This window comes from Thalassobius sp. MITS945101 (genome assembly GCF_047123305.1).
Lineage (GTDB): Bacteria > Pseudomonadota > Alphaproteobacteria > Rhodobacterales > Rhodobacteraceae > Thalassobius.
The window spans coordinates 1,643,859-1,667,928 of sequence record NZ_CP138918.1 but is presented as its reverse complement, the minus strand read 5'-3'; the positions used below and the strand labels follow the sequence as shown (position 1 = coordinate 1,667,928).

Here is a 24,070-nt window from a genome sequence, read left to right as displayed (position 1 = left end):
CCGAGGTATCCCCAACGCCATCAGATCAGCTCTTGCGATAGAAAGTCTTTCTCCCGCGCCACTTCGGGAGGACCCCCTTTCAATAAGTCCTTTTTAGACCATCGCATGAGGTTCTCCCTTCGGGGGGAACCTCTTATTATTTCAGACACTTAGGTCAATCTCCCGACCATTCGTCCGGGTGTGGCGCCAGCGTTTCATGGGCGTCCTCCAACCCGTCGATCATCACTGGCACCTGCGTGCTTTCGGGGTCCAGCGCCCGCTGCGGATCTGGCAGCAGGCCGGTGCTCATTGCCAAGGCGGCAATCTCGGCCCGATTGGAACAGCTCGCTTTGGCCATCAAAGCCTGCATTCGCTGCCGCAGTGCCGAAACCGAGATGCCCAGATCCGCCGCGATTTGTTTGTCCTGCAACCCCGCACCGATCATCGAGAGCATTTCGCGCTGCTTCATGCTGATGCCGGTGCGGTCGAGAAATTCGGCGGCGTAAAACCCCATGTAGCGCTGAAAGGCCGCCAGCGCAGCGACGTTCAACACCCAACCATGGGCCCGCACAATCGCCAGCATGTCGCGGCGTGCATGATCCCCCATGTAGTTGATCACCCCGGTCAGCGGCGGCGCATGGCCCCTCAGCGGCACCGAAAACCCAGCCCGCATCCCACGTCGCGCCGCTTCGCGCAGCACGGCAACACGCTGTTCGGGCAGATGGGTGAATTCCTCGGCAAATTCCAACCCCACTAGCAGCGGTGTCAGGTGCTGGGTGGCGTGGCTGCGCAGATAGGACCAGCGCGAAACCTCAGGGTCTTTGTTGGCCTCCTGCAGCCACCGCGAATCGTAGGAGGTGCGCAGGAACAACGTCCGCTTCCATTGCGGGGCGGCGCTGGCCACGATGAAATCCAAATGCGGCAGCTCCAGCGACCGTCCCAGCACCACCAGGCGGCGCCAGACCGCTTCGGAGCCCTCGCAGGTCTCCAGATCCCGCAGAAAGTCATGCAGTTGCTCGGGGGTGTGCTGCTCGGCTGCCAGCAAAGGTCGTTGACCCTGTCCGCCAGCCGGATACATCGCTTAGACGCTTTCTTCTTCGAGGTGCAGCTTCATGTCGATCAGCACCTGCTGCAGGGCGAGGGTTTCGCGTAGCATCCGCTTGGCCTCATTGTAGCTGATGATGCCATCCTCGATGGACTGGTTATACTCTGCCATCAGCATCGCAAACCGCTGACTCAGCATGATAACATCCGAGTTGATGCCGCCCTTCTCATCGTTTTTGCGGGGCTGGGTCTGGGACAGGGTGATGCCCTTCAAATCCGCCAGAGCTGAGGTCACATGCGGGAAAGAGGCCGCTTCCTCCAGCGCCGCCACCGCATCGACGGGCATAAACCGGTCGGCGTGTTCGGGGTGATCGGAATAATAGCGCCCCAAGGTGGCTTTGGATTTACCGGTCAGTTCACATGCGGCTTCTATACCGACATCTTTGACCAAGGCCTCGGTGTGTTTTTTCAAGTATCCTGTAACGACAGACATTCTTTACCCTTGTCCTTACCCATCCTTCGGGGCGACCCTTGCGGCCCGGGCCCCGACGCGTTCCCCATGTCTGTCCCCCAAACATGGCCGGATGGGGAAATCCCCCCATCCTTTCCCATTAGCGCGATGTCGCGATTTTGTCATTTGTTATTCACGCGGTTGACGTTGTGGCCGTGGGGATTGGGGCCTTCGGTCCACAGTTGACCCGATCCCGGGACTTGAAGAGTGCGGTGTCCTCCTCCCGTCCGGAGACAGGCGCCGAAGGGTGACACGACGAACGACCGGGGCACATCCCCAGAGGCGCCCCTCGCCTCTACCCGCCTTGGTCGGGGCAGGCCCATACCTTACGTCTCCTGTGCGGTGTGGGTCTGTCTTGTCACGTTTGACTGGGAGGTTTGCGTGGACTTGGGGATAGCGCTTGAAACCCGCCGGGCGGTTCGCAATAGAGAGCCTATGGCAAAACTCTACTTCAATTTCTCCACCATGAACGCCGGCAAATCCACTGTGCTTTTGCAGGCCTCCTACAACTACCGTGAACGGGGCATGCAGACCTATCTGATGACTGCCCAGTTTGACAATCGCGCTGGCGAAGGCCGGATCGCCAGCCGGATTGGCATTGGCGATGATGCGGACACCTTTGCGCCGGGCGAAGACCTCTTTGCCAAAGTGGCAACGCGGCTGGAACAGGGCGAAGTGGCCTGTATCTTCATTGATGAAGCGCAGTTTCTGGAGAAAGAACAGGTCTGGCAACTGGCCCGCGTTGTCGACGATCTGAAGGTGCCAGTGATGTGTTATGGGCTGCGTCTGGATTTCCGCGGAGAGCTGTTCCCCGGCTCTGCTGCGCTTTTGGCCCTGGCCGATGAAATGCGCGAAGTGCGCACCATCTGCCACTGCGGCAAAAAGGCGACGATGGTGGTGCGGATGGGGCCTGACCGGATTGCGCTGAAAGAAGGCGCTCAGGTGCAGATCGGCGGTAATGAGACCTACGTCAGCCTGTGCCGCAAACACTGGCGCGCCGCGATGGCCGGGGAGCCTGTGGCGGGGTAAGTTCGAACTAGCGCCGTTTGGCGCGGGCGTTAGCCCGTGCTGCGCCCCCCCCCTGGGTCGGGCGCAGCACTCCTTGGATGTTACACCCTCACGCCTTCTCGACGATTACCGAACCCACCGAATAGCCTGCCCCGAAGGAGCAGATCAGCCCGATATCGCCCTTGGCCATATCGTCGGAGTATTTCGAGAACGCGATGATCGAACCAGCAGAGGATGTATTGGCGTAGTCCTGCAGGATGTTGGGTTGTTCGCCTTTTTCCGGCACCCGCCCCAGAACCTTTTTGCCGATGAAATCATTCATGCCCTTGTTGGCCTGATGCAGCCACATCCGCGACAGCTGGTCCGAGGAACGCCCCTCTTCTTCCATATGCGCAAGGATATGAGCCGAAACCATCGGCACCACCTCTTTGAACACCTTGCGGCCGTTCTGCATGAACTGCATGTCCCGACGATCCGCCACGCCATCGGGTCGGGTGCGGCGCAGGAAGCCGTTGTTGTTGCGAATGTTGTTGGAAAACTGCGTGGCGCAGCGGGTCGAATGCACGATGAAATGGTCACCCTTGGCGTCTTCTGCCCGTTCAATCACCACCGCTGTGGCCACATCGCCAAAGATGAAGTGACAGTCGCGGTCGCGCCATTCCAGATGGCCCGAGGTGATTTCGGGGTTCACCACAATCGCGCAGCGGATTGAGCCGGAGCGCACCATATCCGCCGCCGCCTGAATGCCGAAGGTGGCTGAAGAACAGGCCACGTTCATGTCAAAGCCAAAGCCACCGGCGCCCAGGCCCTGCTGGATCTCAATCGCCACGGCGGGGTAGGCCCGCTCCATGTTGGAGGCGGCACAGATCACCAGATCAACCTCTTCACCAGTACGCCCGGCTGCGGCCAACGCTTTGTGACAGGCGTCCAGCGCAATCTCGGTCATGATGCCGGGTTCATCATCGGACCGCTGGCGGAAATGCGGATACATCCGTTTTGGATCCAGCACACCTTCCTTGTCCAACACGTAGCGCTGTTCGATCCCCGAGGCTTTGAAGATAAACTCGGCCGAGGAATGCTCTTTCGCGGTCACATCACCCGCCGCGATGGCTTCGGCGTTTTCCACGTTGAAGAGGTCCACATGAGCGTTGAAGCTCTCAACAAGTTCTTCGTTGGTGATGACATTGGAGGGGGTGAAGACCCCGCTCCCGGTGATGGCTGGCGTATACATGAGAACCCCCGGAAAATCTGGCTACCAGATCACCCGAGGGGGACCAAATGGTCAAGAGTTACCGCTAGGGCAGCAGGGGCGAAATCGGCGGCAATTCGGTCGTTTTCACCCCGAAAATTGGTTAAAGCGCGTTTGGCGGAGTTTCCCCTTTGAAGAAGGCTTCGAGGTTGTTGAGCACCAGCATTCCCATATCCGTGCGCACATCCAGCGCAGCGGTGCCAAGATGCGGCAGAAGGGTTACGTTGTTGAGCTGGCGTAATGCTTCGGGCACCTCCGGTTCAAACTCGTAAACATCCAGGCCAGCGCCGCCGATCGCGCCGTTTTGCAGGGCTTCGATCAGCGCCGTCTCCTGCACCACATCGCCGCGGGCGATGTTGATGAAATGCGCATGGCTTTGCATGGCGGCAAAGAAATCAGCCCCGATCATGTGATGGGTTTCCGCACCACCGGGCACAGCGATCACCACCACATCGGCGCGGGCGGCCAGATCGTTGAGGGACACTTGCTCCGCCTCAAACGCCATCTCTCTGGCCGAGCGGTTGGCGTAAAGCACCTTCATGCCAAAGCCAAAGTGACAGCGTCGCGCAATGGCCTGACCGATACGGCCCATACCCACGATGCCCACCGTCTTGCCCGAGACATGCAGCCCCAACATCTGGGTCGGGTGCCAGCCTTCCCAAGCGCCGGAACGCACCAGCCGTTCGCCCTCGGCGGCGCGGCGTGCGCTCATCAGCAGCAGCGTCATCGCGGTGTCGGCGGTGGCATCGGTCACAGCGCCGGGGGTGTTTGTCACGGTCACACCATGGGCGCGGGCACTGTCAACATCGATGTGGTTATAGCCCACCCCGAAGTTGGCCAGAATCCGGCAGCGCGGACGGCCAAATTCGGCAAAGATCTGATCCGTGAACTGGTCGCCCAGCGTCGGCATGATGCCATCATAAAGCGCCAAAGCTGACCGCATTTCCGCCGCGCTCATTGGCGCGTTTGTGTCCCGCCATTCAACGTCGAACAGCGCCTCGGCACGTTTGGCAACAGCCGCAGGCAAGGGCCGCGAGATCAGGACACGGGGGGTGCCGGAACGGGCCATCAGTGCATCCTCCCGCCAATTGGAACCTCTTGGTCAGGCGACAACAGTACGATGCCCCCTTCGCTATCGGACAGGCCCAGCACCAGCACTTCGGACATGAAACGGCCGATCTGGCGTGGCGGGAAGTTGACCACCGCCATCACCTGTTTACCGATCAGCGTTTCTGGCGTGTAATGCGCCGCCACCTGAGCCGAGGTCTTCTTCTCACCCAGTTCAGGGCCGAAATCGATCCACATCTTGATCGCGGGTTTGCGGGCTTCGGGATAGGGTTCGGCGCGCAGGACTTTGCCCACACGGATGTCCACCTTCAGGAAATCGTCAAAACTGATTGCGTCAGCCACGGGCCAGCTCCTTTGAGCGTTTCACAGCCGCATCCACGGCGTTGTTGAGCAAAGAGGGGAAGCCTGTCTGCGCGTCCATCAGCACCTCCAGCGCCGCTTGTGTGGTGCCATTTGGACTGGTCACATTGACGCGCAGCTGGGCCGGATCTTCCTCCGCCTGTTCCGCCAGCGCCCCTGCCCCGCCAACCGTGGCCTTGGCCAGCTGCATCGACAGTTCCGGCGACAGCCCCTGTGCCTCCCCAGCTTTGGCCAGGGTTTCGATGAGGTGAAAAACATAGGCCGGACCAGAACCGGACACACCTGTGACCGCGTCAATCTGATCTTCGGTGTCCAGGCGCACGACCTGCCCCACCGCCTGCAACAGGGTCTCGGCCAGATCCAGCGCGGTGGCGCTGACATGGCTGTTGCCGATGATGGCAGAGATACCTCGGCCAACAGCGGCGGGGGTGTTGGGCATGGCGCGCACGATGGGGGTTTCGCCACCCAGCACCGCTTCGAACTGGGCAATCGGGGTGCCCGCCGCGACCGAGACAAAGACGGTGTCGCCGTTGCCCATCGCCGCCAGCGTCGACAAGGCCGCGCCCATCATCTGGGGTTTGACCGCCACCAGCACAATCGCCGGATCAACGGGCAGGTCGGTGTTGATATGAACGCCGGTGCCTTGCAGCCAATCCGACGGATAGGGATCCAGCACGTAAACGGATGTCACCGGCAGACCGTCCTTCAGCCAGCCTTCCAGCATGGCCGAGCCCATCTTGCCGCAGCCCAGCAGAACCAGCCCTTTGCTGGCCACAGTTTGCATGTCCATGATGCCCCTCCCGGTATCTCAAAACCTCTTGGGGCGGAGTGTTACGCGCGTCCGTAAGCCTCTGCAATGGCGACTTGCATGGCGTCCTGCGGGGAACGGTCGCCCCAGATCACCAACTGCAGGGCGGGGTAGTAACGTTCAGCGTTGGCGACAGCGGCGCCGATCATCAGATCCACCTGATCTGCGCAGGCTTCCTGCCCGCCCGCCAACAAGAGACCGTAGCGGAACACCATCAGGTTCTGCTTTTCCCAGAAGGTGAAGCTGCCGCTCCAACATTGGTCGTTGATCGCGTTCAAGGTCTCGAACACCGCCGGCAGTCGCGATTTGGGCGGCTCCAGTTCGAAGGTGCAGATCAGGCGCAGCGCTTCTTCGTGTTCCGACCAAGCGAGCGTTAGCGTGTAGGTGCGCCACTGGCCTTCGACGGCCATCGCAATCTGGTCTTCGGCGATACGGTCAAAATCCCACTGGTGATGTTCTGCGATGTTTTCAACCAGGTCGATCGGATGCAGATCGCCTGCCATGAACTCTTCAGTCAAAGCCATTTCGCCACCTCACTGCTCTTGCCCTGACGCCAAACGCCCGCTTCTGTCGCGGAGAGGCTTGGCAGCGCCTCTATCGTTTGTTGCCTGCTCTAACGGTCGGTGAATTTCCCCCGTACCTTACAAGATATGGTGCCTGCGGGGCAGAATCCTGTAAACCCCTATCTTTGGGGATAACCGCAATAACTTGTGGATGAAATGAATCTGAACGCGAAAAGCTGTGGGTATCTCCGCATCTGAGCACGGATCCCTTGAAAACAAAGGCGCCCCAGATATGGGACGCCGCTGCGTGCGAGGCTGAGAAACCTCAGCCATTTTCTGCCGATTGACCGGAGGATCCGCAGGTTGCGACCGCCCACCAAGGCAGGGCTTTACTTCGAAGCCGCCTCAAGCGCGTCTAGCCGCGCTTTCAGCGCTTCGTTTTCTTCACGCGCTTTCTGGGCCATCGCGCGTACCGCGTCGTACTCTTCCCGAGTTACAAAATCGCGATCCGCCAGCCAGCGGTCCATCATGCTTTTCATCGCGTTTTCAGCTTCGTCCTTGGCGCCCTGGGCCACGCCCATTGCGTTGGTCATCAGCTGAGACATATCGTCGAAAAACTTGTTGCGGGTCTGCATGGGGCTCTCCACCGTTACATTCAGCCCCTATATGGGGTGGATCAACAAAAGTCACAAGGTTGACTTCACCATACGGGCAGAGGCACAGAGACGCACATGCAGGCTACATTTCCCCTTATGATCCCTTTCCCCGATATCGGGCCCGAGATTTTCTCGATCACGCTGTTTGGGGCCACCTTCGCGCTGCGCTGGTATGCGTTGGCCTATATCGCAGGCATTCTGATCGGCTGGCGGCTGATCGTTGCGGCGGTGAAACGGCCACAGCTGTGGCCCGACAATGCCGCGCCGATGACACCACGACAGGTGGAGGATCTGCTGACCTGGGTCATCCTTGGTGTGATCCTTGGCGGGCGGCTGGGCTATGTTCTGTTTTACAAACCGGCCTATTACCTGCGTCACCCGGATGAAATCGCAATGGTCTGGCAAGGCGGTATGGCTTTCCACGGCGGTTTCTTAGGTGTGGTGATCGCCGCCTGGATCTTTGCCGGCCGCAACGGGATCAACCGCTGGAGCCTGGGTGATTCCCTTGCACTTGCGGTGCCGACCGGATTGCTGCTGGGACGCTTGGCCAATTTCGTCAATGGTGAGCTGTGGGGCCGCCCCACCGATCTGCCTTGGGGCGTTGCCTTCCCCGGCCCGTCGGCGCAGACCTGCGACGGCGTGATCGGCATCTGTGCCCGCCATCCTTCACAGCTGTACGAAGCTGCGCTGGAGGGGCTAATCCTTGGCGCATTGCTGCTATACCTCGCCTTCCGTCGCAACGGGTTCAAAGTGCCGGGACAGCTGATGGGGCTGTTTGTGGCGGGCTATGGTCTGTCACGCTTTGTTGTCGAGTTTTTCCGGCAGGCCGATGACCACTACATCACCGTGGACAATCCAATGGGATATGTTCTGCAGTTGGGGTCTTGGGGCCTGAGCATGGGGCAGCTGTTGTCCCTGCCGATGCTGTTGATCGGGGTTGGCATCGTGATCTACACACGCAAAACCAACCGATCAGAGAGGGAGGCCGAGGCATGAGCGCCATGCTCGGCCACCTTTTGGAACGGATCAACGACACCGGCCCGCTGACGGTGGCGGATTATATGTCGGAATGCCTGCTGCACCCGACCCTGGGCTATTACACCACCCGCGATCCCCTTGGGGCGGCAGGGGATTTCACCACCGCGCCGGAAATCAGCCAGATGTTTGGCGAGTTGGTTGGCCTGTCGCTGGCGCAGAGCTGGCTGGATCAGGGCGCACCCTCCACCTTCGTTCTTGCCGAGGCTGGGCCGGGCCGTGGCACCTTGATGGCCGATATGCTGCGTGCCACCAAAGCGGTGCCCGGTTTCCATGCCGCAATGCAACTGCATCTGGTCGAAGCCTCCCCAGTGCTGCGCGCCCGTCAGCAAGAGGCGCTGGCCGGATATAAGGTGGCCTGGACCAAGACCCTTGCCGAACTGCCAGAAGCGCCGCTTTGGTTTGTAGCCAATGAGTTTTTTGATGCGCTGCCCGTGCGCCAGTTCCTGCGCGACAGCAACGATCAGCACGACGGCTGGCGCGAAAAGCGGGTGATTGCGCAGGACGGCGAACTGGGCTTTGCCCTTGGTGGCATCACGCCCGTTGCTGCGCTGACCCACCGGATGACCGATACCGTCAAGGGCGATCTGGTAGAGGTCTGCGCCCCCGCCGCGCCCTTGGCCGAAGAAATCGGACGTCGGATTGAGGCCCACGGTGGTGCGGCGCTGATCTTTGACTACGGCGATTGGCGTAGCAAAGGGGACACCCTGCAGGCGCTGAAATCGCACACCAAAGTGAACCCGCTGGCCGGCCCCGGAGAGGCGGACCTCACCGCCCATGTGGATTTTGAAGTGCTTGCTGGCGCAACGCCTTCGGCCCACAGCACGATGACTCCGCAGGGGGTGTTTCTGGAACGTCTTGGCATCACTCAACGGGCGCAGGCCCTGGCGGGCGGCCTTGAGGGGGCCGCTCTCGAGGATTTGATCGCCGCACATCGCCGCTTGACGCACCCCGAGGAAATGGGGACGCTCTTTAAGGTAATTGGCTTCTGCCCCCACGGACACACTCCGCCGCCGGGACTGGATATATGACACTGGAAATCCTGACCTCTGACCTGCTGACGCCCCTGCGCCACGGTTTCTTCACCCGCAAGGGTGGGGCTTCTTCCGGCATTTTTGCAGGGCTCAACTGTGGACAGGGGTCCTCGGATCAGGCCGAGATCGTGTCGATCAACCGGACCCGCGTGGCAGACGCGATGGCGGTTTCCAAGCCGAACCTCGTCTCCGTGCATCAGGTGCATTCCGCAGAGGTTGCCACCGTGGACGGGCCACTGAACGACAAACCCAAGGCAGACGCCATGGTCACCGCAACCCCTGGCGTGGCATTGGGCATTCTGACGGCAGACTGCCAGCCGGTGCTGTTTGCGGACGCCCAAGCAGGGGTGATCGGCGCCGCCCATGCCGGATGGCGTGGCGCAGTGACGGGTGTCTTGACCCGCACGGTTGAGGCGATGGAGGCCCTGGGGGCGGACCGCAAGAACATCCGTGCGGTAATCGGCCCGTGCATCAGCCAGCGCGCCTATGAGGTTGGACCGGAATTGCTGGACGACTTTCTGATCGAGGACCAAGGCAACAGCCGCTTCTTTGCTGCTGGACGCGGGGACCGCTACATGTTCGACCTGCCCGGTTTTGGCCTGCAAAAACTGCGCGAGGCTGGAGTGGGCGAAGCGAGCTGGACAGGCCATTGCACCTATTCGGACCCGGAACGATTCTACTCCTACCGCCGGACAACACATGAAGGCGAAGCGGATTACGGTCGTCTGATTGCCTGCATTCGCCTTTGACGCGTTCACGTCAGGGAAACTGGGCGCAATTGCGTCACGCGCGCCTGGACGAACCCGTAAATTCGCGAATTAACCCATTCTTTTCAGGCCATTAGACCGCACAAAGCGACAATAGGACAGATTTCATACAATTGCCCCATTTCCCCGGACAACCGCCCCATCTTGGCCCCAAACCAACATCATATTGGTTTCAACAAACGCATTAAGTCGCCCACTTAGACAAGACAGAGTTGAGCAGGAGCCAGAACATGAAACGTCAGCCGCGCTGGATGAAATCGGTCATCGAAACCTCCAAAACCGACCTGCCGCAGATGCCCTGGGCGGCCCGTAAGACCCCGCAGGCACCGGTCCTAAAATCCGTGAAAGCGGCGGCCTGAACCACAGTTTTTCCAAGGCATTCTTAACGAGTGAGAATGTTTTCGTGAGTGAAGGGCCGTCCCGAAAGGGGCGGTTCTCTCACGCTCAACCCAACGCTTCCGCCCCCGATGGCGCAAGCCTTTCTACCGGCCCCTTGTGTGTCTGAGGGGGCGTCATCAGTTTCGTAACCAGCAAAGAGTTGTGACCAGTGAACAGTATCGTCCCCCCCGCGCAGCTTGGCCGCGCCACGCCCCTTCTCGCCGTCAGACCACAGTCGAAAGAGCCGCAGAAGCAAGCGCTGATGCGGCGGTACGAGTGCCTGACGATGGAAACCAGCCGGACGATCATCGCCCCCGCAACCCCCCTGTTCGAAGCCGCCTTTTCCGCCTTTGCCCGTGGCACGGTGTTCAAAACCGATCAAGGCCCCTGCCCCGTGGAGGACCTGTTTCCCGGCATGATGCTGGAAACGGTGGAGTATGGCGCGCAACCTCTGCTGTGGCGCGGCGCTATGAACATTGTTCCCAACACCCCTTGCGAAGACCCCGACAGCCAGCGCCTTGCGCGGGTGATGCAGGGCTCATTTGGGTTTGCCCGGCCCGAAAGTGATCTGATGCTGGGCCCTGCTGCCACTGTGGTGCGGCCTGCGCTAGGCAACGACGCGCCGCATATGGTGCCCATCAAGGACCTGGTTGATGGGCATACCGTGTTTCGCACCCAACCGCCCTCAACCGTGCAAGTGTTTCATCTGGTGCTACCGCAACAATGCAGCTTGATTGCCAACGGGGTGCAGTTGGCCAGCTATCATCCGCCGCTGCCGCGCATTCGCGGCCTGGGACCAAACATGAAACAGCTGTTCATGTCCTTCTTTGGGCATGTGAGTGGTTTGGAAGGGTTCGGCAAATCATTGCAGGGCACCGAGACACCGGCATTTGAACCGGATCTTCGCTGGGCCTGACGCGGTGCGGCTATGCCATCCGGCTCAGCCGCTCCTCCAGCACTTCGAAGGGCACACCCGGCTCGTCCTTTGCACTGCGGATCACCAGTGAGGTTTTCACCGAAGCCACGTTGTGGGCCTTCAGCAGATCCTGCGTCAAGAAGGTTTGGAACGTGCTGAGGTCTGGCGCCACACATTTCAGGATGAAGTCGACCTCACCGTTCAACATGTTGCATTCACGAACCAAGGGCCAATCGCGGCAACGTTCTTCGAATTCGCTCAGGTCGGACTCGGCCTGGCTCTGCAGGCCCACCATTGCATAGACCTGCACCTCAAAACCCAGTTCACGCGAATCGACTTCGGCGTGATAGCCCTTGATGTAACCTGCCTCTTCCAAGGTGCGCACCCGGCGCAAACAGGGCGGTGCGGAGATGCCAACACGTTTGGCCAGCTCGACATTCGTCATGCGGCCATCAGCTTGCAATTCAGCGAGGATTTTACGGTCGATCGGGTCCAGCCGCGATGCAGGCATAGCACACACTCCTTTGATCGCTTTCTTATAGCACCCGCTAAAACACGCGCAACATTATTTCGCTCACGTAGGGTCAACTTTGCGATTCGGCAAGAAGCGCAGCCCGCACCGCCAGCAATCACCCCAAATTGACCCGATGCGACCTGTCATGACGTGACAGAATGGCCGCCTCTCGGATCGGGGGGTTTTCGTGTCGCCCTGCCTTCTCTATATGCGATTGAGACTGATTTATTGCTACGAGGGGGCCCCAATGGCCGAGACACGTCACACCAAGGTTCTGATCATTGGTTCCGGCCCTGCGGGCTACACCGCAGGCGTTTACGCGGCACGCGCCATGCTGTCGCCGATCCTGGTCCAAGGTCTGGAGCCGGGTGGCCAGCTGACCACCACCACCGAGGTGGAAAACTACCCCTCTTTTGTCGAAGTTCAGGGTCCTGAGCTGATGATGAAGATGGAAGAGCACGCCCGCGCGATGGGCACCGAAGTGATCGGCGATATCATCACCGAGCTGGACACCTCCAAACGTCCCTTCACCGCCAAAGGGGACAGCGGCACGATTTATACTGCGGATGCGGTGATCCTCTGCACCGGCGCGCGCGCCAAGTGGCTGGGTCTGGAAAGCGAAGAGGCCTACAAAGGCTTCGGTGTTTCGGCCTGTGCAACCTGTGACGGGTTCTTCTACCGTGGTCAGGAGATTGTGGTTGTCGGCGGTGGCAACACCGCTGTGGAAGAAGCGCTGTTCCTGACGAACTTTGCCTCCAAGGTGACCCTGATCCACCGCCGCGACACGCTGCGCGCCGAAAAGATCCTGCAGGATCGTCTGTTCAAGAACGAGAAGATCGAAACCCTTTGGTTCCATGAGCTGGAAGAGGTGGTCGGCGAAGACAACCCCAAAGGCGTCACCGGCGTTAAGGTGAAACACACCAAGACCGGCGAAATCTCTGAGATCCCGGCCAAAGGGGTCTTTATCGCCATCGGCCACGCGCCGGCCAACGAGCTGGTGAAAGACGTTCTGGAACTGCACAACGGCGGTTACGTGAAGGTCACTCCCGGCACCACCGAAACCTCGATCCCCGGGGTCTTTGCAGCCGGTGACCTGACCGATCACAAATACCGGCAGGCTGTCACCTCGGCCGGCATGGGCTGCATGGCCGCGCTGGATGCCGAACGGTTCCTGGCTGAACAGGAATAAGCGCTGTGTCGCATGATTTCTCCCAGCAAAAGGCCGAGACATTCTCGGCCTTTTCTGACCTGCAGGCGCAGGGCGATTTGCCACTTGAAGCGGATCTGGACCTGTTTTTTGTGGCGTCGCAGGCCGGTACGGATTGGCAGCCCGCCGCACAGGCCTTGGCGGATCTGGGATTTGAGACCCAATGGGCCGAAGCCGAGGGCGACACTGCCGCGACCCTGATCGCCACAATGCCTGACCAGATCCTGAGCGCCTCCGCCATCTGGATGGTCGAGGAACTGGCCACCCGCGCCGCTCTGGACCACGATTTTACACCCGACGGATGGGGTTTTGCCGGCGACTGAGCCCACAGAACCCCGTTCCATTCCCGCAACACAAGGTGGGAAAGCGGTCTTTCTTATCGGTCACACCTCGTAAAAATGCAGTTTGTTCTTTGTTGAACAGATATTCTGTGCAATGCGTTCATCCGTGAACAAACATTGAGTCGTCTTTTACAGAGTACCGGCATGCCCCTGCCTCATCCGCCACAGTCTACACCAGCGCCCAGCGCCGCCGAAGAGGATATGCTCTTTCGGCTGCTGCGCCAGGTGGACACAGCGCCCGAAGCCACTCAGCGGGCCACGGCGCAGGCACTGGGCATTTCGCTTGGACGGCTCAACACCCTGCTGCGGAGCACCGCCGAAAAAGGGCTGATCAACATTTCAGCCCGCGACGGCCCCGACAAGCGCCAGCGTTACGCCTATGCCATCACCGCCCGCGGGGCGGCGTTGAAAAACAAACTCATCGATCAATTCCTGAAACGTAAATTTGCAGAGTATGAAGCTCTGCATGCAGAACTTACCGGCACGACCAGCGGGTTGGTTCCCTTCAAGAGTAGGACCCAAATCATGCAAAACAATCTGGCTCCCATCCCCGAGCTTTATGTCTCTTATGACAGCGCACAGAAACTGAAGGTTGAAGCCGCTGATCTGGTCAGCTGGGATCTGACCCCGCGCCAGATCTGTGATCTGGAACTGCTGATGAACGGCGGCTTCAACCCGCTGAAAGGCTTCCTGAGCGAAGAAGACTACAACGGTGTGGTTGAAAATATGCGTCTGGCCGACGGGTCGCTGTGGCCGATGCCGATCAATCTGGACGTGGATGAAGAATTTGCCAGCAAGCTGGAAGAAGGTCAGGACATCGCCCTGCGTGATCAGGAAGGCGTGATCCTCGCCACCATGACCATCACCGACAACTGGGTGCCGAACAAAGCGCGTGAGGCCGAGAAGGTTTTTGGCGCCGATGACGATGCCCACCCGGCGGTGAACTACCTGCACAATCAGGCCGGCAAAGTCTATCTGGGTGGCCCGGTGACCGGGATCCAGCAGCCCGTGCATTATGATTTCCGCGCCCGCCGCGACACTCCGAACGAATTGCGCGCCTACTTCCGTAAAATGGGCTGGCGCAAAGTTGTCGCCTTCCAGACCCGCAACCCGCTGCACCGCGCGCATCAGGAACTGACCTTCCGCGCCGCGCGTGAAGCGCAGGCCAACCTGCTGATCCACCCGGTTGTCGGCATGACCAAACCGGGTGACGTGGACCACTTCACCCGCGTGCGCTGCTATGAGGCAGTGCTGGACAAATATCCACAGGCCACCACTTCGATGTCGCTGTTGAACCTGGCCATGCGGATGGCGGGCCCGCGTGAAGCTGTCTGGCACGGTCTGATCCGCGCCAACCACGGCTGCACCCACTTCATCGTGGGCCGCGACCACGCTGGCCCCGGCAAGAACTCGGCCGGTGAAGATTTCTACGGTCCTTATGACGCGCAGGACCTGTTCCGCGAGCATCAGGATGAAATCGGCATCGAAATGATCGACTTCAAACACATGGTCTACGTGCAGGAGCGCGCCCAATACGAACCCAACGATGAGATCAAGGACAAGGATGACGTCACCATCCTGAACATCTCGGGCACCGAGCTGCGTCGCCGTCTGGCCGAAGGTCTGGAAATCCCCGAGTGGTTCTCTTTCCCCGAAGTGGTCCGCGAGCTGCGCCGCACCAAGCCGCCACGTTCGAAGCAGGGCTTCACCGTGTTCTTCACCGGCTTCTCCGGTTCGGGCAAATCCACCATCGCCAACGCGCTGATGGTGAAGCTGATGGAAATGGGCGGTCGTCCTGTGACCCTGCTGGATGGCGATATCGTGCGGAAAAACCTGTCGAGCGAGCTGGGCTTCTCCAAGGAACACCGCGACCTCAACATCCGCCGCATCGGCTATGTGGCCTCTGAGATCACCAAAAACGGTGGCATCGCCATCTGTGCGCCGATCGCACCCTACGCCACCACCCGCCGCGCGGTGCGTGAGGATGTGGAGCAGTTTGGTGCCTTTGTGGAGATCCACGTCGCCACCTCGATTGAAGAGTGTGAACGCCGCGACCGGAAAGGCCTCTATAAGCTGGCACGCGAAGGTAAGATCAAAGAGTTCACCGGCATTTCGGACCCCTATGATGTGCCCGCCAACCCCGAGCTGTCGGTTGAAACCGAAAACGTCGAGGTCGACAACTGCGCCCATCAGGTTCTGCTGAAACTGGAATCGATGGGTCTGATTTCGGGCAGCTGGGCCTAAGCCCCTGCACATGAAGAAATAGGAAAGCCCCGCCGGTTTGGCGGGGCTTTTTCTTTGGGTCAGTGAATACCCGCTTGATCTAAACCACCCTTGAGGTTTTATCGACGCCGCATCACTTCTTAATCAAAGGTCGAAGATGCACGTACTCACTGTTCTAGATCACCCTAACCCGAAGTCTTTCAGCGCCGCGGTCGCACAGGCCTTTATGGCAGGCGCAGAGGCGGCGGGGCACACAACAGAGCTGGCGGACCTCAACGCAGAGGGGTTTAGTCCGCTGTGGTCCCAGTCTGACATTGATCCCGACGCGCCGGGGTCTGACCTCTCAGATGTCATTGCCGAACAAAAGCGTATCGCACGGGCCGATGCGGTGTGTCTGGTGTTTCCACTGTTCTGGTGGGGGATGCCGGCGATGACCAAAGGCTGGGTTGATCGGGTCTGGCGCTGGGGGTGGGCCTATGACCAGCTGGACGATCCAGAGAAGTCTCTACAGCGGCCCCGTACCGGCGTGTTGCTGGTCCCGGCGGGCGCACGGTCAGATGAGATCGAGCAGGAAGGCTATGGCGCCGCGTTAGTGACCGCCTGGATCAAAGGCACCTTTGGCTACTTTGGCCTCAGCCCGCGTCGGATGGAATTGCTCTGCGGTGCAACCGGCTCTGCGCCGCGGCGCAAAGCCTTGTTGGAGCGCAGTTTTGAGGTGGGGCGCACCCTGCCACCTCCTGCCAGCTAGCGAAAAGCCCCGCGATGAACGCGGGGCTTTCATTTCAGGCGTGGGATTGCGCGTGATCCATCACGGCGCGCCTTTCTGCCAAGGCCTGTTTGATGATCTGGAAGGCCGAGGACAGGAACAGCGTGGCCATGATGCCCGCGACGATCACATCCGGCCAGCCGGAGCCAGAACCCCAGACCCCCAGAGCGGCAAACATCACCGCTACATTGCCGATGGCGTCATTGCGCGAACACAGCCAGACCGAACGCACATTGGCGTCGCCGTCTTTGTACTTCACCAGCAAAGCCACCGAGGCCAGGTTGGTCGCCAAGGCCATGAAGCCCACAACGCCCATGATCTCGGCCTCGGGCACACCGAGGTACATCACCCGGTAGATCGTCGAGCCGAAGACCCAGACGCCCATCAGCAACAGGCTTATTCCTTTGCCCAGCGCCGCCATTGTCCGCACCTTGATCGAGGCGCCAATCACCGCCAGCGACACACCATAAGTCAGCGCATCACTAAAGAAATCCAGCGCATCGGCCTGCAGGGCCTGCGATTTGGCCATATGGCCTGCCGTCATCTCCACCGCGAACATGATGGCGTTCAGCGCAATCACCAGCCAGAGCCGGCGTTTGTAGTCCTTCGACACCCCGTCGAATTGCGCATTGTGTCCACAGCAACCCGCCATGATTCTCTCCTTGATTTCGTCTCTAGCCTATCTGTAATTTCTCTAGCAGCTAGAGGTTCAAGAGGTTTCTCACATGTTTTCCATCGGCGCGCTGTCCCGTGAAACCGGCGTTAAGGTTCCCACCATTCGCTACTATGAACAGATGGGTCTGATCGATGCCCCGGCCCGCACCGAAGGCAACCAGCGGCGCTATGGCCATTCCGAGCTGGAACGGCTGGGGTTCATCAAACATGCCCGCGATCTGGGCTTTTCGATTGAGGCGATCCAGTCTTTGATTGAGCTTCAGGACCACCCCGATCGCTCTTGTGCCGAAGCCAATGCCATTGCCGCCGAACAGCTGGTGGATGTCCGCGCCAAAATCGAACGATTGAAACGGTTGGAAGGCGAGCTTGCGCGGATTTCAGACGGTTGTTCGGGCGATGGCACCTCGGGCAAATGTTATGTGCTGGCCTCGCTGGCCAATCACAACTTCTGCGAAAGTGAGCACTAAGGGTGAGGCTACCTATCTGCGGCAAGCAGCGACCTTGCGGCACGGCCAGCAATATCCGAATAAACAATAGCGTCTGGCTTGGCAGCCTCTAGCGCGTTCCGCCTGTCTTCAAATCCTACCTGGTCAGCAGCAAGGACCGCAGCACGTAATTCCTGCTCAGAATTGCAGACGATCATCAACCCCGGATCGAAATAGTCACCGATATTGGGGCATCCCCAGTAGATTGGCACTGTTTTACACAAGATCGCGTCGATCAGCTTTTCTGAGAAATAGTCTCGTTCCTGCACATTCTCAATCACAACCGAGTATCTATAAGGCGCCAAACCGTCGGCCTGACGTTCAAGTGTTTTATAGCCGCGCCCCATGACGTCCAAACCCACTCCAGTTTCTGCTGCCCAGTCGACAATTGCATGACGCAAACCATGCCCCACTTGGGATCGCTTGGCCGAAGCTATCAGGGATACCATACGTGTCTTTTGGCAGTTTGAATGCTCTGCCCAATCTGGCACGAAGGTGCCACCTAAAGGGAAGTGCAATCCATTTGGAAGGCTCGCCACGAACTCACGGCAAAAGTGTAGAACCCGGTGAAAACGCCGGTAGCTCCTCCTCAACTTGCGCATATGGTGGCCATGAATCGCAGCAGGCTCCTGAAAATAGAGCGAAACTTTGGCGCGGGTTCCAAAACCCGGGCGCCAATGCAACGAGCTGCGTGGTGAGATCAGCAGATGATCTGACGGCTCAAGATCGTGCAGGAGCTTGCCCACCAGCCGGTTGGGCTGCCCCAATGGCCATTGGCATTTGTCGAGCTCTAGTCGAGACGGGAAGACCCCCAATTTGATTTCGTAAGGCAATATACAAACAGCTGGGGCAGAAACTGACATAAATCTCTTTCAGTAATGGGCGCCAATCCCGGAAAATGCCGGGGGACGTATCAGTGTAATGTCACTGGTGACAAATCGTGCTGTTCAGCCAGATAGTAGGCGGTTTCGCGGTCACCCGTCAGCGCCAGCTGCTCCCCGTCAGGGCGCGCCACTTCATAGAGAACCTCCCGGCCGCCAGCCTGTTCGCGCACCTCCAGCGGCAGGTCCATCACCCGCACCGGACGGACATAGACGATCTCGGCCTCACCGCTGAGGTCAAACCCCTCAATCGCAAGCTTCGTGTTCATGCTCTAGCCTTTCTTGATCTTGATGGTCTGCACCACCGTTTCCGGCTGGATCCGTGTCAGATCCACATGCAAAAGACCGTTTTCCATCACAGCCTCGCCCACTTCGACCCCATCGGCCAAAACAAACGAACGCTGGAACTGTCGCGCCGCGATGCCCCGATGCAGGAACACCCGACCTTCGCTGTCATCTGACTGCCGCCCCCGGATCACCAGTTGCTGGTCTTCCACCGTGATCGACAGGTCACTTTCGGCAAAGCCAGCGACAGCCAGCGTGATCCGATAAGAGTTTTGCGACGTCTGCTCGATGTTGAACGGGGGATAGCCTTCGTTGCCGGATTTGGCATTGCGTTCAAGAAGGCGTTCCAGCTGGTCGAACCCCAGCAGGTAGGGATGCGATCCCAGGGTAAGCTTTGTCATCGACACGTCCTTACGATCAAGCGACAGTCCATTTGAATCAGACCCCGTTTCGGCGGCCTGCCAATGAAATATGGGGATGCAGGCGATCCTGCGCAAGACCTTTGCCGCGCCACGATAATCCTCTATCCTATGCGGGTAAGATCTGAGACGGAATCAGCCATGAACATCACAGCCGACATCTCGATGAAAACCGATGAGGTTCTGCGCGTGGAACTGGAGGTTTTCCGTGAGGAACACCGCGATCTTGATGAGGCGATCAAGGCATTGCAGGCCGTCGGCACCGCCGATCAGCTCACGATCCAGCGCCTGAAGAAGAAAAAGCTGCGGCTAAAAGACATGATCGCCATAATCGAGGATCGTTTGACCCCGGATATCATTGCGTAATCCGCAAGTCTGTCTATATTGCGCGCTTCCTTCATCTGGGGACGCTAAATGACACAGATCCAAGTCGGCATCATCATGGGCAGCCAATCTGACTGGCCCACGATGAAAGAAGCCGCTGATATTCTCGACGAACTCAACATTCCATATGAGGCCAAAATCGTCTCGGCCCATCGCACGCCCGACCGGCTGTGGGATTACGGCAAGACCGCGGTGGATCGCGGGCTCCATGTGATCATCGCAGGCGCAGGTGGTGCGGCACACCTGCCGGGCATGATGGCCAGCAAGACCCGCGTGCCGGTGATCGGTGTGCCGGTTCAGACCAAGGCGCTTTCGGGGGTCGACAGTCTCTATTCCATCCTGCAAATGCCCCGCGGCTTCCCCGTTGCCACCATGGCAATTGGTGCGGCAGGGGCCAAAAACGCAGGGCTGATGGCAGCAGGGATCCTTGCCAATAACGACGCCGAAATTGCAGCCCGGCTGGACAGCTGGCGCGATGCCCTGTCGGCCTCTATTCCGGATACGCCCGTCGATGAGTGAGCCTTTGAAAACCGGTGCCGTGATTGGCATTCTGGGCGGCGGCCAGCTGGGCCGGATGCTGTCTGTTGCAGCCTCCCGTCTGGGCTTCAAAACCCACATCTTTGAACCCGGCGCCAATCCACCCGCCGCACAGGTGGCCGATCAGCTGACCACTGCCAGCTACGAAGACGAAGCCGCCCTGCGCGCTTTTGCCGACACCGTGGATGTGATCACCTACGAGTTTGAGAACATCCCCACCTCGGCCCTCGACGTGCTGGAAGCAATCCGACCGATCCGTCCGGGCCGCGAAGCATTGCGGGTCAGCCAGGACCGCCTGACGGAAAAGACCTATCTGGCGGACCTGGGCCTGAAAACTGCCCCCTTTGCCAATGTCGAAAACGCGGAAGACATGGCCCAGGCCGTGGCCGAAATCGGCGCGCCTTCGATCCTGAAAACCCGCCGGTTCGGCTATGACGGCAAAGGCCAGTCACGGTTAAAATCCGCAGAAGATGCGGATCAGGCCCTGTCCGATATGGCCGGCGCCCCGTCGGTTCTGGAAGGGTTCGTCAACTTCAGCCATGAGGTTTCGGTGATCGGCACCCGCGGTCTGGACGGACAAGTCTCTTGTTTCGATCCCGGTGAAAACGTGCACCGCGACGGCATCCTGCACACCACCACGGTTCCGGCACGCCTCTCCGCAGGCCAGCGGATGGATGCGGTGCTGATTGCCGCCAATATCCTGAATGCGCTGGATTATGTCGGCACCATGGGGGTTGAGCTGTTTGTGACACCAGAAGGGCTGATCGTGAATGAGATCGCGCCGCGGGTGCATAACTCCGGCCATTGGACGCAGAACGGCTGCGCCGTGGATCAGTTCGAACAACACATTCGCGCCATCACCGGCTGGTCGCTGGGCGACGGCCAGCGCCACAGTGATGTGGTGATGGAAAACCTGATTGGCGCCGACATGGACCGCGTGCCTGAAATTGCGCAAGAACGCCACGCCGCGCTGCATCTCTATGGCAAGGCCGAGGCCAAACCCGGCCGCAAGATGGGCCACGTCAACCGCGTGCAGCCCGCGGCAAAATCGTAAACCGTTTCATCTTGCCAAAAATACTCCCCGCGGAGCGTCCTGTGCGCTCCGCGGGGCTCAGGCCTCACAGCTCCAAACACGCCGCTACGCCATAAACCGCGCCGCGACCGCACCGCTCAGATGAGTCACCTGCCCGCCTGCAATTGTCGCCCCGATACGACCCGCCTCATCCAGAACAACCAGATCCGCACGTTTGCCCGGCACCAGATCGCCTCGGTCATCAAGCCCCAACAAAGCGGCCGGACGCTTTGAGACCAGACCCCAGGCCGCCGCAAGCCCCAGCTCTTCGGCCAGCAGCAAAGCCGCCTGTTTCGGTGCCGGGTAGTGATAGTCCGAGGCCAGCGCATCTCCGATGCCCTCGCGCAGCAGATCCGCCGCGCTGACGTTGCCGGAATGGCTGCCGCCGCGCACCACATTCGGTGCCCCCAACACCACGCCCGCCGCCGCGCTGTCTGCGGCCGCGCGCGTCTCAGGAAACTCACTGATCGCCACTTCCCGGGCCTGCCAGCTCTGTCGGGCCTCAGCGGTGTCATCATCATGACTACCCAATCGCACACCCTGCGCGGCCAGATCAGCGGCCAGACCTGCCACCGCCTGATCAGCCTCTTCCTGCCGGTCATGCAGCGCCTTCAACAGTTCCAGATGCGCCTCGGGACTACGGCCACTTTTCAAAGCCTGCCCCGTCAACCGCGGTGGTTTCTTACCTTTGGCCAAGGCCGCATGGGGCAGGTGGTCGTTAAAGACCACGTAGCCCACAGCATATTTCTGCACCGTTTCCAGAAAGGATGGATAGTCTTCCAGCAGCGCATATTCAAACCGCAACTGCACCCGCAGATCGGTGCCGACCGCTTGATAACCTTGCAAAGTGTCCAGAAACCGCAGCGCAAACTCCTTGCTGCGCATGCCGCCTTCCCAGGACCAGAACTGCGCCAACATTGCGGTGGTGATCCCGTTGGCCGCCAGCTCGGCCTCAGCGCTGATCAGACCTTGCGAAAGGTCCTTCATGGCGCCGCGACGTGGGGCCAAATGCCGCTCAAATCCGTCGCCGTGGGCGTCTACGATCCCAGGCAGAACACGAAAACCCGATAGGTCCACGGTGCGACCAACGGTGTGTTCGACCACCCGTCCTTCAGACAGCGCCAATGGGGCGTTGCTCAGGCCTTCGGGCCGCAGAACCTCTGCACCGGTGAATGTCAGGTCTAGCATCGCGGGCCCCGTTTTCTTCCAGGGTCAGTCCGCTTCTGGCAGGTCCACCAGCGCATCGCCCCAGGTCATCTCATGATCGAATGCCCCGTTCTCAAGGAAATGCAGCGTTTCCGCAATAACCAAGGGGTTGTTCATCATAAATGTATGCGTCACCGGCAACACGATATGATCGGCCATGCCCTCCACGCGCGTTGAGGCAACCGAAACCTTGCCGTCATCCGCGCCCTCAATCATGGCCGAAAAGATCGGGTTCAAAGATTGGTTTCCCGCAATCACGCCAAGTTCGAACCCCACCGGCGGCAGATGCGCAGGCAAGCCTTTCTCGTCCGTCCGCAGTTGAAGACCTGCGGGGCCGTTGAACCATTCAAAGGGTTCCAGATCCGACAGCACGTCCACCACTTCGGAGCCGTGATTGGGCGGCGACAGCATCACCACGCGCCCCAGCTGGTCCACCTCATGCCCTGCCAGCCAAACCCGCAGCAGGATCCCGCCCATCGAGTGCGTCACCACATGGGTGCGCGCGCCGGCGCAGGCGTCCAACGCGGCGGGTAGCGTGTTGATGGCGAGGTTGGTGATGGTTTCTTTGGTCGACGGATAGCCTGGCCGCACCACGTGATAGCCGTGATGATCCAGCACCTGTTCGAGCACCACAAAGGAGGCATCGGTGCGTGCCAACCCGTGCAGCAGCACAACGCACTCCTGACCTTCGACAGGCGACGCCTGCACCGGGGCGGACAGCGAAAGAAGGCTCAGGAAAAGGGCGGCGAGGTGTTTCATACCCCTGAAATAGGGTGCGGCGCGCCTCAGCAGAAGCCCTGCGCACCCTGCCCTAACGTCATCGGCCAAAGCTTGCCTGTGGACTGTTCACCTCATAGCGGCCCTGCAGCCTTCATTAATGGCGGCAACCAGTCTGCCAGTTCCAACGCAATGCGTTGATGGTAGCCCGGGGCCAGAGCCACTGACGGGCCACCCGCCTCAGGGTGCAGGAACATCCGCCCAAGTGGCGCGGGCCCAACCCGCAACAGCCGTTCGCCGGCAAGGCCCGCCTGTGCAAACGCCGGTTCCGTCAGGGTCACATCTGCCGGCCCCAGACCGTGGTCCAGCCAGAGGAACACCATCGGACGGCGGTAGAGCTGCTGCATCTGCACCAACCGCTGCTGCCAGCCCTGCTGCAACCCGGCGACGAGGAGCGCAAAACTGTCTGGATCGACCCGTTGCAGGCGGCGCAACATATGCCCGACAAAGGCAAACTGGGAGAAATCCACATCCGGATAAAGCGTCTTAAGCGACGCGGTGGCCTTCAGGAACCGGTCATTGCGCCGTCGGTGAACCTTGTAGAACCGATTCGTCATCAGATGCGCGCCCATCAGTTGCAAAACAACCAGCTTTGCCTGACGCGCCCTTGCCACAACATCCGGATCGGTTGCGATCGTATCATAGCCCGCGTTGGGCAGCCCGAGGTTCAGCACCTCACTCCCGTTTAGGCGTTTGAAAAGACTGGGAAACGGCTGCCGGACGCAACGCCCGTAGGTTTCCGACCCCCCCAGAAAAAGCACATAACCCGGACCCTCAGGGCTATGTTTGTCACGAAAATCCAAACCCGGATTTGGCACACGCAATTCATCGCGCGGCACCAGCATGCCGCCTTGTTGCAAGATGACCATGTCACCCCCCATTTCTTTCACCCGGCCCCAGACTGCCCGCAAAAGATTGCCAAACCGCTAATGATTGGATTTGGCGAAAATCCCGCGCATCCGTCGGCGCGGTTGCCACAGCA

The 24,070-nt window shown here is 59.9% G+C and carries 30 protein-coding genes; 14 read left to right on the top strand and 16 right to left on the bottom strand.

Annotation, left to right across the window (positions count from 1 at the left end; all coding sequences use genetic code 11):
- Positions 1 to 154 precede the first annotated feature (154 nt).
- Positions 155 to 1,057, bottom strand: coding sequence for a helix-turn-helix transcriptional regulator (locus SIC14_RS08430; RefSeq protein ID WP_412565380.1), 903 nt, complete (start codon positions 1,055 to 1,057; stop codon positions 155 to 157).
- A gap of 3 nt (positions 1,058 to 1,060) precedes the next feature.
- Positions 1,061 to 1,516, bottom strand: coding sequence for a hypothetical protein (locus SIC14_RS08425; RefSeq protein WP_412565379.1), 456 nt, complete (start codon positions 1,514 to 1,516; stop codon positions 1,061 to 1,063).
- Positions 1,517 to 1,969: 453 nt separating this feature from the next.
- Between SIC14_RS08425 and SIC14_RS08420 the strand changes: the two genes are divergently transcribed.
- Positions 1,970 to 2,563, top strand: coding sequence for a thymidine kinase (locus SIC14_RS08420; protein WP_412565378.1), 594 nt, complete (start codon positions 1,970 to 1,972; stop codon positions 2,561 to 2,563).
- A gap of 88 nt (positions 2,564 to 2,651) precedes the next feature.
- Here the strand turns inward: SIC14_RS08420 and SIC14_RS08415 are convergent, their stop codons facing one another.
- The 6 genes from SIC14_RS08415 to SIC14_RS08390 all read right to left on the bottom strand — a co-directional run bounded on the left by SIC14_RS08415 (position 2,652) and on the right by SIC14_RS08390 (position 7,165).
- Entirely contained in the window at positions 2,652 to 3,773 is a 1,122-nt protein-coding gene (locus tag SIC14_RS08415; RefSeq protein ID WP_412565377.1) for a beta-ketoacyl-ACP synthase III, read from the bottom strand.
- Positions 3,774 to 3,894: 121 nt separating this feature from the next.
- Positions 3,895 to 4,860: a 2-hydroxyacid dehydrogenase gene (locus SIC14_RS08410; protein WP_412565376.1), complete on the bottom strand. Its 966-nt coding sequence runs from the start codon at positions 4,858 to 4,860 to the stop codon at positions 3,895 to 3,897.
- Positions 4,860 to 5,201, bottom strand: a complete 342-nt coding sequence (locus tag SIC14_RS08405) for a tRNA-binding protein (RefSeq protein WP_412565375.1) — start codon at positions 5,199 to 5,201, stop codon at positions 4,860 to 4,862. Before SIC14_RS08405 ends, SIC14_RS08410 begins: the two co-directional genes overlap by 1 nt.
- Positions 5,194 to 6,009, bottom strand: a complete 816-nt coding sequence (gene proC, locus SIC14_RS08400; protein ID WP_412565374.1) for a pyrroline-5-carboxylate reductase — start codon at positions 6,007 to 6,009, stop codon at positions 5,194 to 5,196. The genes SIC14_RS08405 and proC overlap by 8 nt, the downstream gene beginning before the upstream one ends.
- Before the next feature lie 41 nt (positions 6,010 to 6,050).
- Positions 6,051 to 6,551 (bottom strand): YbjN domain-containing protein, encoded by a 501-nt coding sequence (locus SIC14_RS08395; protein ID WP_412565373.1) that lies wholly within the window; start codon positions 6,549 to 6,551, stop codon positions 6,051 to 6,053.
- A gap of 368 nt (positions 6,552 to 6,919) precedes the next feature.
- On the bottom strand, positions 6,920 to 7,165 hold the full coding sequence (locus tag SIC14_RS08390) for an accessory factor UbiK family protein (RefSeq protein WP_412565372.1): 246 nt from the start codon (positions 7,163 to 7,165) through the stop codon (positions 6,920 to 6,922).
- Between the two features lie 96 nt (positions 7,166 to 7,261).
- Between SIC14_RS08390 and lgt the strand changes: the two genes are divergently transcribed.
- The 5 genes from lgt (at position 7,262) to SIC14_RS08365 (ending at position 11,316) form a co-directional block, all read left to right on the top strand.
- Positions 7,262 to 8,182 carry a prolipoprotein diacylglyceryl transferase gene (gene lgt / locus SIC14_RS08385; RefSeq protein ID WP_412565371.1) on the top strand — a complete coding sequence of 307 codons (921 nt, stop codon included), beginning with the start codon at positions 7,262 to 7,264 and terminating at the stop codon, positions 8,180 to 8,182.
- Positions 8,179 to 9,252 carry a class I SAM-dependent methyltransferase gene (locus SIC14_RS08380; RefSeq protein ID WP_412565370.1) on the top strand — a complete coding sequence of 358 codons (1,074 nt, stop codon included), beginning with the start codon at positions 8,179 to 8,181 and terminating at the stop codon, positions 9,250 to 9,252. Before lgt ends, SIC14_RS08380 begins: the two co-directional genes overlap by 4 nt.
- A complete protein-coding gene (gene pgeF, locus SIC14_RS08375; protein WP_412565369.1) occupies positions 9,249 to 10,004 on the top strand; it encodes a peptidoglycan editing factor PgeF in 756 nt (251 codons plus the stop codon). Before SIC14_RS08380 ends, pgeF begins: the two co-directional genes overlap by 4 nt.
- A gap of 248 nt (positions 10,005 to 10,252) precedes the next feature.
- On the top strand, positions 10,253 to 10,381 hold the full coding sequence (locus SIC14_RS08370; protein ID WP_412565368.1) for a hypothetical protein: 129 nt from the start codon (positions 10,253 to 10,255) through the stop codon (positions 10,379 to 10,381).
- Positions 10,382 to 10,569: 188 nt separating this feature from the next.
- Complete coding sequence (locus tag SIC14_RS08365) at positions 10,570 to 11,316, top strand: Hint domain-containing protein (protein ID WP_412565367.1); 747 nt, start codon at positions 10,570 to 10,572, stop codon at positions 11,314 to 11,316.
- 10 nt (positions 11,317 to 11,326) lie between these two features.
- On the opposite strand, the gene SIC14_RS08360 is transcribed toward SIC14_RS08365, so the two are convergent.
- On the bottom strand, positions 11,327 to 11,827 hold the full coding sequence (locus SIC14_RS08360) for an Lrp/AsnC family transcriptional regulator (protein WP_412565366.1): 501 nt from the start codon (positions 11,825 to 11,827) through the stop codon (positions 11,327 to 11,329).
- Between the two features lie 250 nt (positions 11,828 to 12,077).
- On the opposite strand from SIC14_RS08360, the gene trxB reads away from it, so the two are divergent.
- The 4 genes from trxB (at position 12,078) to SIC14_RS08340 (ending at position 16,349) form a co-directional block, all read left to right on the top strand.
- Positions 12,078 to 13,019: a thioredoxin-disulfide reductase gene (trxB, locus tag SIC14_RS08355; RefSeq protein WP_412565365.1), complete on the top strand. Its 942-nt coding sequence runs from the start codon at positions 12,078 to 12,080 to the stop codon at positions 13,017 to 13,019.
- Positions 13,020 to 13,024: 5 nt separating this feature from the next.
- A complete protein-coding gene (locus SIC14_RS08350; protein ID WP_412565364.1) occupies positions 13,025 to 13,360 on the top strand; it encodes a ribonuclease E inhibitor RraB in 336 nt (111 codons plus the stop codon).
- 162 nt (positions 13,361 to 13,522) lie between these two features.
- Positions 13,523 to 15,622: a bifunctional sulfate adenylyltransferase/adenylylsulfate kinase gene (locus SIC14_RS08345; protein WP_412565363.1), complete on the top strand. Its 2,100-nt coding sequence runs from the start codon at positions 13,523 to 13,525 to the stop codon at positions 15,620 to 15,622.
- Positions 15,623 to 15,758: 136 nt separating this feature from the next.
- Entirely contained in the window at positions 15,759 to 16,349 is a 591-nt protein-coding gene (locus SIC14_RS08340; protein WP_412565362.1) for an NAD(P)H-dependent oxidoreductase, read from the top strand.
- A 34-nt stretch (positions 16,350 to 16,383) separates the two neighbouring features.
- Here SIC14_RS08340 and SIC14_RS08335 read toward each other — a convergent pair whose 3' ends face one another.
- On the bottom strand, positions 16,384 to 17,019 hold the full coding sequence (locus SIC14_RS08335) for a cation transporter (protein WP_412565361.1): 636 nt from the start codon (positions 17,017 to 17,019) through the stop codon (positions 16,384 to 16,386).
- Positions 17,020 to 17,092: 73 nt separating this feature from the next.
- Here SIC14_RS08335 and SIC14_RS08330 point away from each other — a divergent pair, with 73 nt between their 5' ends.
- Positions 17,093 to 17,509 (top strand): MerR family transcriptional regulator, encoded by a 417-nt coding sequence (locus SIC14_RS08330; RefSeq protein ID WP_412565360.1) that lies wholly within the window; start codon positions 17,093 to 17,095, stop codon positions 17,507 to 17,509.
- An 8-nt stretch (positions 17,510 to 17,517) separates the two neighbouring features.
- Here the strand turns inward: SIC14_RS08330 and SIC14_RS08325 are convergent, their stop codons facing one another.
- The 3 genes from SIC14_RS08325 to SIC14_RS08315 are packed head-to-tail and all read right to left on the bottom strand — an operon-like array spanning position 17,518 to position 19,094.
- Complete coding sequence (locus tag SIC14_RS08325) at positions 17,518 to 18,390, bottom strand: glycosyltransferase family 10 domain-containing protein (RefSeq protein ID WP_412565359.1); 873 nt, start codon at positions 18,388 to 18,390, stop codon at positions 17,518 to 17,520.
- A gap of 50 nt (positions 18,391 to 18,440) precedes the next feature.
- Positions 18,441 to 18,677, bottom strand: a complete 237-nt coding sequence (locus SIC14_RS08320; protein ID WP_412565358.1) for a DUF1150 family protein — start codon at positions 18,675 to 18,677, stop codon at positions 18,441 to 18,443.
- Between the two features lie 3 nt (positions 18,678 to 18,680).
- A complete protein-coding gene (locus tag SIC14_RS08315) occupies positions 18,681 to 19,094 on the bottom strand; it encodes an Hsp20 family protein (protein ID WP_412565357.1) in 414 nt (137 codons plus the stop codon).
- Positions 19,095 to 19,253: 159 nt separating this feature from the next.
- Between SIC14_RS08315 and SIC14_RS08310 the strand changes: the two genes are divergently transcribed.
- The 3 genes from SIC14_RS08310 to SIC14_RS08300 are packed head-to-tail and all read left to right on the top strand — an operon-like array spanning position 19,254 to position 21,087.
- Positions 19,254 to 19,478, top strand: coding sequence for a YdcH family protein (locus tag SIC14_RS08310; protein WP_412565356.1), 225 nt, complete (start codon positions 19,254 to 19,256; stop codon positions 19,476 to 19,478).
- Between the two features lie 48 nt (positions 19,479 to 19,526).
- Positions 19,527 to 20,015 (top strand): 5-(carboxyamino)imidazole ribonucleotide mutase, encoded by a 489-nt coding sequence (gene purE / locus SIC14_RS08305; protein ID WP_412565355.1) that lies wholly within the window; start codon positions 19,527 to 19,529, stop codon positions 20,013 to 20,015.
- The gene (locus SIC14_RS08300) at positions 20,008 to 21,087 is read left to right on the top strand and encodes a 5-(carboxyamino)imidazole ribonucleotide synthase (RefSeq protein WP_412565354.1); all 1,080 of its coding nucleotides are present in this window, start codon (positions 20,008 to 20,010) and stop codon (positions 21,085 to 21,087) included. Before purE ends, SIC14_RS08300 begins: the two co-directional genes overlap by 8 nt.
- 84 nt (positions 21,088 to 21,171) lie before the next feature.
- Here the strand turns inward: SIC14_RS08300 and SIC14_RS08295 are convergent, their stop codons facing one another.
- The 3 genes from SIC14_RS08295 to SIC14_RS08285 form a co-directional block, all read right to left on the bottom strand.
- Entirely contained in the window at positions 21,172 to 22,293 is a 1,122-nt protein-coding gene (locus SIC14_RS08295; RefSeq protein ID WP_412565353.1) for an alpha-D-ribose 1-methylphosphonate 5-triphosphate diphosphatase, read from the bottom strand.
- A 24-nt stretch (positions 22,294 to 22,317) separates the two neighbouring features.
- Positions 22,318 to 23,070 (bottom strand): esterase/lipase family protein, encoded by a 753-nt coding sequence (locus SIC14_RS08290; RefSeq protein ID WP_412565352.1) that lies wholly within the window; start codon positions 23,068 to 23,070, stop codon positions 22,318 to 22,320.
- Positions 23,071 to 23,162: 92 nt separating this feature from the next.
- Positions 23,163 to 23,957 carry a DUF6473 family protein gene (locus SIC14_RS08285; RefSeq protein WP_412565351.1) on the bottom strand — a complete coding sequence of 265 codons (795 nt, stop codon included), beginning with the start codon at positions 23,955 to 23,957 and terminating at the stop codon, positions 23,163 to 23,165.
- Positions 23,958 to 24,070 lie beyond the last annotated feature (113 nt).

What these genes read in the sequence shown, in the direction of transcription:
- SIC14_RS08300 (WP_412565354.1), top strand. Translation starts at nt 20,008, where the DNA reads ATGAGTGAGCCTTTGAAAACCGGTGCCGTGATTGGCATTCTGGGCGGC.
- lgt (WP_412565371.1), top strand. Translation starts at nt 7,262, where the DNA reads ATGCAGGCTACATTTCCCCTTATGATCCCTTTCCCCGATATCGGGCCC.
- SIC14_RS08345 (WP_412565363.1), top strand. Translation starts at nt 13,523, where the DNA reads ATGCCCCTGCCTCATCCGCCACAGTCTACACCAGCGCCCAGCGCCGCC.
- SIC14_RS08285 (WP_412565351.1), bottom strand. Translation starts at nt 23,957, where the DNA reads ATGGTCATCTTGCAACAAGGCGGCATGCTGGTGCCGCGCGATGAATTG.
- SIC14_RS08360 (WP_412565366.1), bottom strand. Translation starts at nt 11,827, where the DNA reads ATGCCTGCATCGCGGCTGGACCCGATCGACCGTAAAATCCTCGCTGAA.
- SIC14_RS08310 (WP_412565356.1), top strand. Translation starts at nt 19,254, where the DNA reads ATGAACATCACAGCCGACATCTCGATGAAAACCGATGAGGTTCTGCGC.
- SIC14_RS08295 (WP_412565353.1), bottom strand. Translation starts at nt 22,293, where the DNA reads ATGCTAGACCTGACATTCACCGGTGCAGAGGTTCTGCGGCCCGAAGGC.
- SIC14_RS08370 (WP_412565368.1), top strand. Translation starts at nt 10,253, where the DNA reads ATGAAACGTCAGCCGCGCTGGATGAAATCGGTCATCGAAACCTCCAAA.
- SIC14_RS08390 (WP_412565372.1), bottom strand. Translation starts at nt 7,165, where the DNA reads ATGCAGACCCGCAACAAGTTTTTCGACGATATGTCTCAGCTGATGACC.
- SIC14_RS08325 (WP_412565359.1), bottom strand. Translation starts at nt 18,390, where the DNA reads ATGTCAGTTTCTGCCCCAGCTGTTTGTATATTGCCTTACGAAATCAAA.
- SIC14_RS08410 (WP_412565376.1), bottom strand. Translation starts at nt 4,860, where the DNA reads ATGGCCCGTTCCGGCACCCCCCGTGTCCTGATCTCGCGGCCCTTGCCT.
- SIC14_RS08420 (WP_412565378.1), top strand. Translation starts at nt 1,970, where the DNA reads ATGGCAAAACTCTACTTCAATTTCTCCACCATGAACGCCGGCAAATCC.
- SIC14_RS08330 (WP_412565360.1), top strand. Translation starts at nt 17,093, where the DNA reads ATGTTTTCCATCGGCGCGCTGTCCCGTGAAACCGGCGTTAAGGTTCCC.
- pgeF (WP_412565369.1), top strand. Translation starts at nt 9,249, where the DNA reads ATGACACTGGAAATCCTGACCTCTGACCTGCTGACGCCCCTGCGCCAC.
- SIC14_RS08430 (WP_412565380.1), bottom strand. Translation starts at nt 1,057, where the DNA reads ATGTATCCGGCTGGCGGACAGGGTCAACGACCTTTGCTGGCAGCCGAG.
- SIC14_RS08395 (WP_412565373.1), bottom strand. Translation starts at nt 6,551, where the DNA reads ATGGCTTTGACTGAAGAGTTCATGGCAGGCGATCTGCATCCGATCGAC.
- SIC14_RS08340 (WP_412565362.1), top strand. Translation starts at nt 15,759, where the DNA reads ATGCACGTACTCACTGTTCTAGATCACCCTAACCCGAAGTCTTTCAGC.
- purE (WP_412565355.1), top strand. Translation starts at nt 19,527, where the DNA reads ATGACACAGATCCAAGTCGGCATCATCATGGGCAGCCAATCTGACTGG.
- SIC14_RS08320 (WP_412565358.1), bottom strand. Translation starts at nt 18,677, where the DNA reads ATGAACACGAAGCTTGCGATTGAGGGGTTTGACCTCAGCGGTGAGGCC.
- SIC14_RS08315 (WP_412565357.1), bottom strand. Translation starts at nt 19,094, where the DNA reads ATGACAAAGCTTACCCTGGGATCGCATCCCTACCTGCTGGGGTTCGAC.
- SIC14_RS08425 (WP_412565379.1), bottom strand. Translation starts at nt 1,516, where the DNA reads ATGTCTGTCGTTACAGGATACTTGAAAAAACACACCGAGGCCTTGGTC.
- SIC14_RS08380 (WP_412565370.1), top strand. Translation starts at nt 8,179, where the DNA reads ATGAGCGCCATGCTCGGCCACCTTTTGGAACGGATCAACGACACCGGC.
- proC (WP_412565374.1), bottom strand. Translation starts at nt 6,009, where the DNA reads ATGGACATGCAAACTGTGGCCAGCAAAGGGCTGGTTCTGCTGGGCTGC.
- SIC14_RS08290 (WP_412565352.1), bottom strand. Translation starts at nt 23,070, where the DNA reads ATGAAACACCTCGCCGCCCTTTTCCTGAGCCTTCTTTCGCTGTCCGCC.
- SIC14_RS08415 (WP_412565377.1), bottom strand. Translation starts at nt 3,773, where the DNA reads ATGTATACGCCAGCCATCACCGGGAGCGGGGTCTTCACCCCCTCCAAT.
- SIC14_RS08335 (WP_412565361.1), bottom strand. Translation starts at nt 17,019, where the DNA reads ATGGCGGGTTGCTGTGGACACAATGCGCAATTCGACGGGGTGTCGAAG.
- trxB (WP_412565365.1), top strand. Translation starts at nt 12,078, where the DNA reads ATGGCCGAGACACGTCACACCAAGGTTCTGATCATTGGTTCCGGCCCT.